The 12,608-nt window shown below is 33.6% G+C and carries 12 protein-coding genes; 9 read left to right on the top strand and 3 right to left on the bottom strand.

Translation table 11 applies throughout. The annotated features are described in order from the left end of the window. Positions 1-14 precede the first annotated feature (14 nt). On the bottom strand, positions 15-752 hold the full coding sequence (nfsA, locus tag JK636_RS06375; protein WP_202747983.1) for an oxygen-insensitive NADPH nitroreductase: 738 nt from the start codon (positions 750-752) through the stop codon (positions 15-17). A 229-nt stretch (positions 753-981) separates the two neighbouring features. Between nfsA and JK636_RS06370 the strand changes: the two genes are divergently transcribed. The 5 genes from JK636_RS06370 (at position 982) to JK636_RS06350 (ending at position 5,270) form a co-directional block, all read left to right on the top strand. After that, the gene (locus tag JK636_RS06370) at positions 982-1,371 is read left to right on the top strand and encodes a hypothetical protein (RefSeq protein ID WP_202747982.1); all 390 of its coding nucleotides are present in this window, start codon (positions 982-984) and stop codon (positions 1,369-1,371) included. Between the two features lie 127 nt (positions 1,372-1,498). After that, positions 1,499-2,722, top strand: a complete 1,224-nt coding sequence (locus tag JK636_RS06365) for a 6-phosphofructokinase (RefSeq protein ID WP_202747981.1) — start codon at positions 1,499-1,501, stop codon at positions 2,720-2,722. A 163-nt stretch (positions 2,723-2,885) separates the two neighbouring features. Continuing rightward, complete coding sequence (locus tag JK636_RS06360) at positions 2,886-3,329, top strand: cell wall hydrolase (protein ID WP_202747979.1); 444 nt, start codon at positions 2,886-2,888, stop codon at positions 3,327-3,329. A gap of 60 nt (positions 3,330-3,389) precedes the next feature. Next, the gene (locus JK636_RS06355; protein WP_243428126.1) at positions 3,390-3,854 is read left to right on the top strand and encodes a hypothetical protein; all 465 of its coding nucleotides are present in this window, start codon (positions 3,390-3,392) and stop codon (positions 3,852-3,854) included. Positions 3,855-4,016: 162 nt separating this feature from the next. Then, entirely contained in the window at positions 4,017-5,270 is a 1,254-nt protein-coding gene (locus JK636_RS06350) for a D-alanyl-D-alanine carboxypeptidase family protein (RefSeq protein WP_202747977.1), read from the top strand. A gap of 363 nt (positions 5,271-5,633) precedes the next feature. Here the strand turns inward: JK636_RS06350 and JK636_RS06345 are convergent, their stop codons facing one another. Continuing rightward, entirely contained in the window at positions 5,634-6,245 is a 612-nt protein-coding gene (locus tag JK636_RS06345) for a superoxide dismutase (RefSeq protein WP_202747976.1), read from the bottom strand. A gap of 315 nt (positions 6,246-6,560) precedes the next feature. Here JK636_RS06345 and JK636_RS06340 point away from each other — a divergent pair, with 315 nt between their 5' ends. Both JK636_RS06340 and nifJ read left to right on the top strand, forming a co-directional pair. Continuing rightward, positions 6,561-7,106, top strand: a complete 546-nt coding sequence (locus tag JK636_RS06340) for a hypothetical protein (protein ID WP_202747975.1) — start codon at positions 6,561-6,563, stop codon at positions 7,104-7,106. A 227-nt stretch (positions 7,107-7,333) separates the two neighbouring features. Then, positions 7,334-10,858 (top strand): pyruvate:ferredoxin (flavodoxin) oxidoreductase, encoded by a 3,525-nt coding sequence (nifJ, locus tag JK636_RS06335; protein ID WP_202747974.1) that lies wholly within the window; start codon positions 7,334-7,336, stop codon positions 10,856-10,858. A 42-nt stretch (positions 10,859-10,900) separates the two neighbouring features. Here nifJ and JK636_RS06330 read toward each other — a convergent pair whose 3' ends face one another. Next, positions 10,901-11,068, bottom strand: a complete 168-nt coding sequence (locus JK636_RS06330) for a CDIF630_02480 family spore surface protein (RefSeq protein WP_202747973.1) — start codon at positions 11,066-11,068, stop codon at positions 10,901-10,903. Positions 11,069-11,255: 187 nt separating this feature from the next. Here JK636_RS06330 and JK636_RS06325 point away from each other — a divergent pair, with 187 nt between their 5' ends. Together JK636_RS06325 and JK636_RS06320 are read left to right on the top strand one after the other, a co-directional pair. Beyond that, a complete protein-coding gene (locus JK636_RS06325) occupies positions 11,256-12,125 on the top strand; it encodes an SDR family oxidoreductase (RefSeq protein WP_202747972.1) in 870 nt (289 codons plus the stop codon). Between the two features lie 69 nt (positions 12,126-12,194). After that, a complete protein-coding gene (locus JK636_RS06320; RefSeq protein ID WP_202747971.1) occupies positions 12,195-12,437 on the top strand; it encodes a hypothetical protein in 243 nt (80 codons plus the stop codon). Positions 12,438-12,608: the final 171 nt, after the last annotated feature.

Here is a 12,608-nt window from a genome sequence, read left to right as displayed (position 1 = left end):
AAATCCTCTCAAAATTATTTTTTTAAAAAGCCTTTTCTATCTAAAAACTCTTTCATATGAGGTCTTAAAGGCTTACTCATATGTTTGGCCATTTGTCTTGTCCATGTATCACTTCGCAGAGCATTGGTTCTTTCTATATAATAATCACTTATTTTTTTATCATATTGTTTAATTAAGTCTATTTTACTGTCGATATCATATTTATCAGTACAGCAGACTGCATCAAGGGGAAGTCTGAGCTTTGTTTCAGGATTATCAGCTGGATAACCGAGGCACATGCCAAATACAGCATAAACATTATCAGGCAATTCCAGAAGTTTTGATATTTCATTTGGATTATTTCTGATACCTCCTATGTAAACGCCTCCTAGACCTAGGGACTCTGCAGCAAGCATAGCATTTTGGGCTGCCAAAGCCGTATCTACTGTTGCAATTATGAAAGCTTCTGTATATCCTTGTTCAATTTGTTCACTATTTAAGCTGCCTGCAATTTCAAATTTATGAAGATCAGCACAAAAAACAAGAAACAGAGGACATTCTTCAATGTAGGTTTGGTCACCAGATAAAATTCTTATAGTATTTCTTTTTTCTATATCCATAACATTAATTATTGTATAAGCCTGCATAAAACTTGAAGTAGATGCAGCCTGTGCTGAAGAGATTATCTCTTTTATAATATTGTCTTTCACAGGTTTGTTTAAATATTTTCGTATGGATTTATGTGATTTTATTAAATTTATTGTTTCATTCATCGTAACACCACCATCTTATAATTAAAACTTTATAAAATCATTATATCCTATATGCTTTCACTTATGAAAATTAATTTTTACTATAAAGGTATGGAAGATATAGTTATGTAATTTGGTAAGTTTTAAATAGTATTTTAATAATGAAAGTTAGCAACAATATTATTGAGATTATAAGAAAGTGTATAGCACTTTTTAAGTTATGTTAGCTTTAGAAGTAGGAGGAATGAATATGAGTAATAAAGATGCAGAAAAACAAAAAAAAGCGCAGCAAAAAGAGAATGAAAGAAGAGTAGATGATTTAATAAATTTAGTTGAAAATAAAACAAGGACAGAAAGACATTTAGAGCAACACTCAGATATAGGAGATCCTGACAGACTTCCTCATGTTTATGAAGTTCAAAGTGCAAGAGATGAGCAAATAGAAAATCTCAAAAATGCTATAGTTTATGGAGATAACACGAAAAATGATACTGATGATCAGCTTGAAAGTTTAAAGAAAAATTATACTTTCTCTGAAGGCTACATCGAACACAATGGAGATCATATGGATTCTCAAGCTCTTCAAAACTTAAAGGCAAAACAAGAAAATAGAAAAGAACAAATGGATATATTAGAATAAAAAGGAAGCATGTTTTAGATTAATTTCTAAAACATGTTTTTTTGATTAAAATATTTATTGTTTTGAGAAAAAATGTATTGTAAAATTATACCATAGGATTAAGGGATAACTAAAGGAGGAAAGATATATGAAACTTGAGGGGAAAGTAGTTGTGGCTCAAGGCGGCGGCCCAACTGCTGTTATTAATCAGTCCTTAGTTGGAGTGGTGTTGGAATCAAGAAAGTTTATGCAGGTTACAAAGGTATATGGGGCTGTAAATGGAGTATCAGGCATTATTAATGAAGATTTTTTTGATTTAACTCAAGAAACAACACACAATTTAGAGCAAGTGGCTGTAACACCATCCTCAGCACTTTTTTCTACAAGAGATAAACCTGATGAAAAATACTGCAAAGAAATATTTTCAGTGCTCAAAGCCCATGACGTAAGATATTTCTTCTACATAGGAGGTAATGATTCTGCTGATACTGTAAGAATAGTTAATGAGCAGGCAAAAAAATCCGATTATGAATTTAGAGCTATACATATACCAAAGACTATTGATAATGATTTAATGATAAATGACCATACACCAGGCTATGGATCCGCTGCTAGATTTATAGCTAATGCCTTTATAGGAGCAAATCTTGATAACAGAGCACTTCCTGGAGTTTATATTGGTGTTGTAATGGGAAGAGATGCAGGATTTTTAACTGCCGCTTCATCTATAGCCCAAAAGTATCCTGATGATGGACCTCATTTAATATATCTTCCAGAAAGACCTTTTGATATGGAAAAGTACTTACTGGATGTTAAAAAAGTTTACGATAAGCATGGGCGATGTGTTATAGCTGTTTCAGAAGGAATAAAGGATAAAAATGGAGTGCCAATAATTACAAAGCTTATAGATGATGTGGAGAAAGATGCTCATGGAAACATACAATTATCAGGAACAGGCGCCTTAGGAAATTTACTAGCTAATTATATAAAGAAAAATTTGAATATCAAAAGAGTAAGATCAGATACATTTGGGTATCTTCAGCGTTCCTTTATGGGTTGTGTTTCTGATGTAGACCAGCATGAAGCTAGAGAAGTAGGAGAAAAAGCTGCTCAATTTGCTATTTGGCATAATATAGATGGTTCAATAACTATACATAGAACCGGTTACTATTCAGTGGATTATAAGATAACGCCTCTTAAAGATGTTGCCGGAAAAACAAAGCATATGTGCGATGAATTCATTAATACTGAAGGAAATAACGTTACAGATGCTTTTAAGTTTTATGTAAGACCTCTTTTGGGTTCCGGACTGGAGTCGGCACATAGAATCAGAGCTCCCAGGGTTTCAAAGATTTTAAGGAAAGAAGAATAATTTTGAATGTATATAAAGTTAATTAATATAAAACCGGCTGAGAATTTCAGCCGGTTTTTCAGTTGCATAAAAAAAGTAGGTAAAAAATTAAAAAAATAAGAACAATTTTCGATGCAAGTTAATAAGATAGTAGTATGAGTTGATTTGATGAGGTGAAGTGCGATTGGCGTATGATAATAGAGAACTATTTGCAAGGATACTAAAATGTGAAGCTGGTGGGGAAGGCGAAAATGGGATGAAAGCCGTGGCAAGCGTAATAATGAATAGAGTGAATGCTGCTAGCGGGGAATACCAAAGAATAGGACAGGGAAGTATTAGAAACATAATTTATCAAAAGGGTCAATTTGACTGTGTACGTCCTACACTTGGAGGAGCTCAAAATCCTCAGACTGTTTGGGCAAATCCACCGGAAGATATACACTATCAGATTGCTGATTGGGCTATATCCGGAAACAGACTTTTTACAGTTGGAGCATCACTTTGGTACTTTAATCCTTTTAATCCCTCTTGCCCATATACTTTTCCTTATAATGGAACTGGAAGTTTTCAGGTAAGGGTAAATCAACATTGCTTTTATAATCCAACAGCACTTTATTATAAAACTTGATTATTGCATTATGTTTTCAATTAAGATCTATATTAAATTAATATAAAGAGGAGGAGCTTTATGAATTCTGAATATTTATATGATTGTCCATTTAGACAAATGGACAATACACCAATGACTTCTGATAATATGCAAATGCCTATGTTTCAACAAGGACCAGGAGGAATGCCCGTCATTTCTGCAGGGATGCCAGCATTAGCACCAGGAGGAACTACTGCTATACCGCCTTTTCCAACACCACAAGCCGTTCAGGGGATGAATGCTGCCTCTGGTCAATTTCAGAATAATTTTGAAATGCAGCCGGGAGCACCAGTTCAGCAGGATATTAACTATACACAGGGCTACTTAAGAACACAAATAGGGAAAAGAATGTTGGTTAGCTTTCTCATTGGAACAAATACTTATCAGGATAGAACAGGTACACTAGAGAAGGTGGGAATAAGCTATATTATCTTAAGAGAACCTGAAGGAACACAACTTCTATGTGATATATATTCAATAAAATTCGTTAGAATATTCCAATAGAAGAAAACATAAAGGTCGAAACTGTTTAGTTTCGACCTTTATGTTTTCTTCTATAATTTTCATGCTACAATTGCTTGTCCTTAAAAGATATAAATGTTATACTGATAAAGGTGAAAAACCTCTAATAAAGGTGAAAAATATCAAAAAATGGAGAGATGCTGAATGAAACGTACTGCTATTAGCTTTTTATTAGCTTCACTATTAATTGTTGCAAATGTAGGGCAAGTTAAGGCTGCTGACAGTGGAATGCCTAAGATTCAAGGTAAAGCTGGAATTACTATGGATATTGAAACAGGAGAAATAATTTATAATAACAATATAGATGAAAAAGAATATCCAGCAAGCACCACTAAGTTAATGACTGCACTGCTTTTTGCGGAAAATAAAAGTAAAAGTGATGAAATTAAATATACAGAGAGTGCAAAAAAACAACCTGAGTATTCTCTAGATAAGAACTTACATAAGATGGATATAGGAGAGAGCATGTCTGCTTCAGACACAATGGATGCCCTGCTTTTATTCTCAGCTAATGATGTTGCATATATGATAGGAGATAATGTAAGTGGCAATACTCAAAAGTTTGTTGATTTAATGAATGATAGAGCAAAAAAGTTAGGATTGAAAAATACTAATTTTGTTTCTCCAAATGGACTACATGATCCAAATCACTATACAACTTCTTATGATTTAAGTGTTATTGCAAGAGAAGCTTTTAAAAATGATTGGGTTAGAGAAACTATGGCCAAGAAAAACAGTAAAATAACAACTTCCAAAGGAGCCATATTATTACTTGAAAATAGAAATAAGCTTGTTGGCGTTGATGGCTGCGTAGGTGGAAAAACAGGATATACAGAACCTGCCGGAAGAGCTTTGGTGGCATTTTATGAAAGAGATGGAAGAAAGCTTGTTGGCGTTGTTATGAAATCAGTTTACGATAGTCAAGATTCTGCTGTTTTTGATGATATGAAAAAGATAATTGACTGGAGCTATAATGAAAAGCAAGTTCAACTTCATAAAAATGGCGATACTGTTAAAACAGAAACCTTAACCTATAAACCATTTAGATTCTTTGGGCCAGAAAAGAAGATTGAAGTACCTTTTGTTCTTCATGAAGATATAAGTTATTACAATAATGATATAAATAAGAAGGAATTAAAAGAAGAATATAATATTGATAAAATAAATGTTTGGAACCTAAGTTCTGATAAATCAGCAGGAACTATAAACATAAAAGAGAGGGAAGCTAATAGAAGCTTTAAAGTATACAGCACTATATCAACAAAGGATATAGTAAAGCAAAACCTTGCTCTTTATATTGGATTAGGATTGGCAGTTATAATAGTTATATTAGGAGTGTTAGGTCTAATTCTTAAAATTAAGAATACAAGAAGAAGAAGCTCAAGAACATATTATTAATTTTTAAATCTCTAGTTGAATAAAACTAGAGATTTTTTTATATAAGCTGCATCTGCACATGCAGATACAGCCTTTTAATACAATGTTAAAATTAAAATATTACTTTTTCTTTGAATTGTTTTTTGAGCTGCTGCTGGAAGAAGATTTTTTATTGTCGTTTTTCTTAGGCTGTTTTTTATCCTTATTTTTTGCCATATTCTTACCTCCTTATAGTTGTAATTGTTAGGAAGATATCCCTAAATCTTTAGTTAATACATTTATATTTAAAAAGTTTTTTTTTAGAATAAAAAAATAGCCTCTGCAGTAAGAAAAAATTTTGCAGAGGCTACATATGTTTTAGTATTGGAGATAAAGCAATTTAAATTATTTTAAGGAATTATATCTGTTTGATACTTCTTCCCAATTTACTACATTCCACCATTCATTTATATAATCCGGTCTCTTATTCTGATATTTCAAATAATAAGCATGTTCCCAAACGTCAAGACCAAGCAATGGCTTATGACCTTCAGAAATTGGATTATCCTGATTTGCTGTAGATACAATTTCTAATAAACCTTCTTTAGAAATTACTAGCCAAGCCCATCCGCTTCCGAATCTAGATATTGCAGCTTTACCAAAAAGCTCTTTAAATTGTTCTAAGTTCCCAAACCTTTCATTTATCTTTTCAGCTAATTCACCAGAGGGTTTTCCAGTTGAATCAGGTACCATTACAGACCAGAAAATTGAGTGATTGTAATGACCTCCTCCGTTATTTCTAACAGCGGCTTTAATATCTACTGGTAAGGAATCTAGTGAAACTAGTAAATCTTCTAGATTTCTATCTTGAAGTTCAGGATATTTTTCAAGTGCAGCATTAAGATTATTTACATATGCAGCATGATGTTTAGTATGATGTATTGTCATTGTTAATTCATCTATATACGGTTCTAAAGCGTTATAATTATAGTTTAATTTTGGTAATTCATATTTCATTTTTTATCTTCCTTTCATATCTAAGTGATTTATTAGAATTAATATTATGTAATATTTGTTAGTTGATGATTTTATTATAATCACAAATTAAATAAAAATCAATATCAAATGATAATAATTATTACTAATTTACAGTTTATTCATAAGTTGCCTGTAATTATTTAGATTTGAGTTTATAAATGGTAAAACTGTATATTGTATTTACCTTTTTTGTGATATAATATATATGTGGCATATTTTAGTAAAAAAGAATTAAAGTGGATGAAGCGACGTTTGTTAATATTTAGCTTCGACAAAAGTATGGGGGGTATACTAATGAACAAAGGTGCTGTAATTTTAAAAACTAACATTAAAGGGATATTGGGAGAATTAATTAAAAAAGTATTTGTGATATTATTAGTCTCTGCTGTATGCATAGCTGCTAGCAAACTTAGAACCTATGTAGCTGACAAATTTCATATTAGTGGTTCTATTTTTAAGGGAGAAATAATGGGGACTATATCTATGATACTTGTTTATATAGTTTTAGGAATTTTATTTATATTACTAGCTATAGCTGTATTTAAATTTTTAATGGTGTTTTATGAATTGAAAAGGGTCACTACAATTGATTTTGACAGAGAAAAGATTATAATTCAAAAGTATGATTTTCCTTTCGATAAAGAAATATTAGAAAAAAAGTTTAATAGAATAGTTGGTGTAGAAATAGCACAAAAATCAATAGACAGAACAGTTGATGCAGGAACCGTGTATCTTGAATATTTAGTTCAGAGCAAAAATGATTCAAAACTTAGGGGTATAGAAATACCATATACTATAAATCCATTTAATTTAAAAGATAAGCTAATGGAGGAATTATAGAATTTTAGTAATAAGATTTCCTCAAAGTTAATTAACTTAAAAGTCTAAATAAAATCTTATAAAAAAATTTGAGCGAGCAGTATTAAAATAGAACTGCTCGCTTTTTATTTTTAAAAATCTAGGAAAAATTTGCTAAAAATATGCATACTATTCCTCAACTTTCAAATAATAAATAAGTAAATAACATTAGGGTGATTTTTATATTACATACGAGGAGGATTAGTTTCATGCAAAAAAATATGAAAACAATGGATGGAAACCAGGCTGCAGCATATGTTTCCTATGCTTTTACCGATGTTGCAGCTATATATCCAATAACTCCATCAACTCCAATGGCAGAAGGTGTTGACGAATGGTCTGCACATGGAAAGAAAAATATTTTTAATCAGCAGGTTAGAGTAGTAGAGCTTCAATCGGAAGCAGGAGCAGCTGGTGCAGTTCATGGTTCACTGCAGGCAGGTGCATTAACTACAACCTATACAGCTGCGCAAGGTTTACTATTAATGATTCCTAACATGTACAAAATGGCGGGAGAGCTTCTTCCTGCAGTATTTCATGTTAGCGCTCGTGCCATAGCAACTCATGCTCTATCAATATTTGGAGACCATCAGGACGTTATGGCTACAAGACAAACTGGCTTTGCACTTTTAGCATCTTCAAACGTTCAGGAAGCTATGGATATGGCGGCTATTACACATCTTAGTGCTATTAAGGGAAGAGTGCCATTTTTACATTTCTTCGATGGCTTTAGAACTTCTCATGAAATTCAAAAAATTGAAGTTATAGAATATGATGATTTAGCTAAGATGGTAGATTATGACGCTATTAAGGCTTTCAGAGATAGAGCTTTAAACCCCAATCACCCAGTAGTTAGAGGTACAGCACAAAATCCAGATATATACTTCCAGGGCAGAGAAGTTTCAAATCCATTTTTCCTGGCTGTTCCTGACACAGTAGAGAACTACATGAAAGAATTTAAGAACATAACTGGAAGAGAATATCATCCATTTGACTATTATGGAGATCCAGAAGCTGAAAATATAATAATCGCAATGGGCTCAGTTTGCGACACAGCAAGTGAAGTTATAGACTATTTAAGAGGCAAAGGTGAAAAAGTAGGTATGATCAAGGTTCACTTATACAGGCCTTTCTCAGAAAAATACTTCTTTGATGTTTTGCCTAAGAGCGTTAAAAAAATAGCTGTATTAGACAGGACAAAGGAACCAGGTTCACTTGGGGAGCCTTTGTATCTTGATGTAACTAAACTATTCTATAACAGAGAAAACAGCCCAGTAATAGTTGGTGGAAGATACGGACTTGGCTCAAAGGATACAAGGCCTTCTCAAATACTTGCTGTATTTAAGAATTTAGAGCATGAGGAGCCTAAGGACAGATTTACTATAGGAATAGTTGACGATGTATCCAACACCTCACTTCCAGAGGATGAAATAATTAGTACAGTTCCAGAAGGAACAATAAGCTGCAAGTTCTACGGACTTGGCTCAGACGGTACGGTTGGAGCAAACAAGAGTGCCATTAAGATAATTGGAGACAACACAAACCTTTATGCTCAAGCTTATTTCTCCTATGACAGCAAGAAGTCAGGCGGAAGCACAGTATCTCACTTAAGATTTGGAAAGTCCCCAATAAGATCTCCTTATTTAGTGTTCAATGCGGACTATATTGCCTGCCACAATAGATCTTTTATATACAACATAGATGTATTAAAGGGCTTAAAGCAAGGTGGCACCTTTGTGCTTAACTGCCCTTGGGACCCTACAGAGCTTGAAACTAAGCTTCCAGCTAATATGAAAAGATTCTTGGCTAAAAACAATATTAACTTCTACATAGTTGATGCAGTTTCAATAGCTAAAGAAATTGGCCTTGGCAACAGAATAAATATGATAATGCAGTCAGCTTTCTTCAAGCTTGCTAATGTTATTCCAATAGAAGATGCTGTTAATTATTTAAAGGAATCAATATCAAAGACTTATGGAAGAAAAGGCGAAAAGATAGTTCAAATGAATTATGCAGCTGTTGACAGAGGGCTTGAAGCGGTTAGAAAGATAGAAGTTCCATCTCATTGGGCAGATGCAAAAGACGAGGTAGGAAATATTAAAGTAGAACCTGACTTTATTAAGAATATCGCTAGACCAATGGAAAGACACGAAGGCGACGAGCTTCCGACAAGTGCTTTTGTTGGTATGGAAGACGGTACTTTCCCACTTGGAACGGCATCCTACGAAAAGCGCGGCATTGCAATAAATGTTCCTGAATGGCAAATAGATAAATGTATACAATGCGGACAGTGTGCTTATGTATGTCCTCATGCTACCATAAGACAATTCCTTGTTGATGAGGAAGAGCAGAAGAAGCTTCCTGAGAAATTCCTCGTTAAAAAGGCAGCAGGAAAAGGGCTTGAAAGCTTTGGCTATAGAATACAGGTTACACCTCTTGATTGTACTGGATGTGGAAACTGTGCAGATGTATGTCCGGCACCAGGAAAGGCTCTTATCATGAAGCCTCTTGAAGAACAGATACTTGAGCAGGCTGAAAACTGGGAATTTGCAATGACCCTAAAACCAAAGGAAGACCTATTGGATAGAAATACCCTAAAGGGAAGTCAGTTTGTAAGACCATTATTAGAGTTTAATGGTGCTTGCCCAGGCTGCGGAGAAACTCCATATATAAGACTACTAACTCAATTATTTGGGGAAAGAATGATGATAGCAAATGCAACAGGCTGTTCATCAATTTGGGGTGCCAGCGCTCCATCAATACCATATACAACAAATCATGAAGGAAAGGGTCCATCTTGGGCTAACTCCTTGTTTGAGGACAATGCTGAATTTGGTTATGGAATGTATCTAGGCGCAAACCAAGTAAGAAACAGACTTAAAAATCTTATGGAAGAAGGCCTTGAGTCAGATCTTCCGGAAGAAGTTACAGGCACATTTAGAAGCTGGCTCGAAAACATCCATGATGGTCAAGGTTCAAAACTTGCTTCTAATAAGATTATTGAAATACTAAGCAATGACAAGTATTCAAATCACAAAATTGCTAAAGAAATTCTTGAAAAGAAGGATTATCTGACAAAGAGATCTTTCTGGATGATAGGTGGAGACGGCTGGGCTTACGATATAGGCTACGGAGGACTTGACCATGTTCTAGCTTCAGGAGAAGATGTTAATATATTTGTCATGGATACTGAAATTTACTCAAATACTGGAGGCCAGGCTTCCAAGTCCTCTCAAACTGGTGCAGTTGCCAAGTTTGCTGCTGCTGGTAAGAATACAAGAAAGAAGGATCTTGGAATGATGGCAATGAGCTATGGCTATGTATATGTTGCACAAATAGCTATGGGCGCCAACATGAACCATGCAATAAAGACAATAGTTGAAGCTGAAAGATATCCAGGACCATCATTAATAATTGCATATGCTCCATGTATCAGCCACGGTATAAAGGTTGGTATGGGAAGTTCAATAAAGGAAGAAAGAAAAGCTGTAGATGCTGGTTACTGGCATTTATACAGATACAATCCTCTTCTTAAGGATCAAAACAAGAATCCATTTACATTAGATTCCAAGGAGCCAATAGCTGCCTACAGAGAGTTCCTCGAAGGCGAAATAAGATTCTCCTCATTGATGAATACATTCCCTGAAAGAGCAGATGAATTATTTGGAATTTCAGAGAAAAATGCTAGAGAAAGGTACATGAACTATAAGAGACTTGCTGATATGCAGTATTAAAAAACTAGTAATAAAAAATCCCCGAATTTCGGGGATTTTTTATTACTTTTCGTTTTCGTCTACATATTCCTTAGCATTAGCAATCATCCATTCATCTGGAACATTAACATTTGATAGTGGTTTTGTTTTTTCAATATTAGCCCATGCTGCAGTTTCATGGTTTTCAATAGGCATAGCCATAAATTTTTCTTTATAATGAAGCTCTTTCATAAATATACCTCCTATAATTTTATTAATACATAACAACTATTAATTATCATGTATCCATATTTTATATCACTAATTATTATCTTCAATGTATTCAAAAGTATAAGGGTTATTTGTTTGAATAATAAAATTTAAGAAATAGATACTATAGTTGATATTTATATTTAATTAAAGAAAGGAGAAGTTTTAAATGGATGCAGCAAAGAATTTTCCTAAAAAAATAGTACCTCAAAAGCAAAATAAACAACCAGGTATAGAAAAAATTATGAATCCAAGACCGGTATTTGAGGATCCGGACTATAAAGCCTCAAATCGACTGCAGGGAAAAGTAGCTATTATAACAGGAGGAGACAGCGGGATTGGAAGAGCTGTTGCGACAGCCTATGCCTTAGAAGGTGCTGACATTGCAATAATGTATCTTAATGAACATGAGGATGCAGAAGAAACAAAAAAAGTTATTGAAGATAAAGGAAAGAGATGTATAATTATTGACGGTGACATAGGAGAGGAAAAAAATTGTTATGATGCAGTAAAAAAGGTTATGGATACATTTGGTAAAATTGATATATTAGTAAATAATGCAGCTGAACAGCATCCTCAAAACAGTATAGAGGACATAACTAAGGAACAGCTTGAAAGAACTTTTAAAACAAATATTTTTTCTATGTTTTATATGGTAAAAGCCTGTCTTCCTCACATGAAGGAAGGAAGTATCATTATAAATACGTCTTCAGTAACTGCCTATAAGGGACATGAAACCCTTATAGACTATTCCTCAACGAAAGGTGCTATAACCACATTTACACGTTCACTAGCTATTTCTCTATCTAAGCGTAACATAAGAGTTAATGCAGTAGCGCCAGGACCAATATGGACTCCTCTAATACCAGCGTCCTTTAATGAAGAAGAAGTGGCTAAGTTTGGCAGCAATACTAATTTAGGACGACCAGGACAGCCAGTAGAGCTTGCTCCAGCCTACGTGTTTTTAGCTTCAGATGCGTCTACCTTTATAACTGGAGAAACAATACATGTAAATGGAGGAGAAATAATAAATTCATAGCAGATGCAACTCATTAAATTATTTATATCAGCATAAATATAATACAGATTATGTTTGGAGGTAATATTAATGAGGAAAAATACGATAGCGTTAACAACTGTCCTTGGTATATGTGCAGCAGCTACAACTTTGATGAAACTAAAAGCAAAAAATAATTCTATCCTTGAAAATGCGGTAGATGAAAACGCAGAAGCAGAAGATGAGAGAAAAGATTTAGAATCTGATAAAAAGCAGGTTAAAAATAAGAATAAGAGTCAAGTAAAAGTAAGCAACTCTCTTATAACAATTAATATAAAACTATTAAGCAAATAAACAAATTTAATTCAAATTTTATATTTTTATTGTATTTTATAAATTGTTATTTTATAATAAAGAAGCATGAGGGAGTAGCTTCCTGTATTAACAGGCAACAAAATCGTCAGTACGGTTTAAAAGCCCGGTTTTGTTTATAAAGTAGCCAGACTCTGCATGAATACATTTATT

The sequence above is a fragment of the Clostridium rhizosphaerae genome (assembly GCF_016765585.1).
Lineage (GTDB): Bacteria > Bacillota > Clostridia > Clostridiales > Clostridiaceae > Clostridium_AT > Clostridium_AT rhizosphaerae.
Note: the sequence above shows the minus strand (reverse complement) of the source record. Positions and strands in the feature narration are given on the sequence as shown.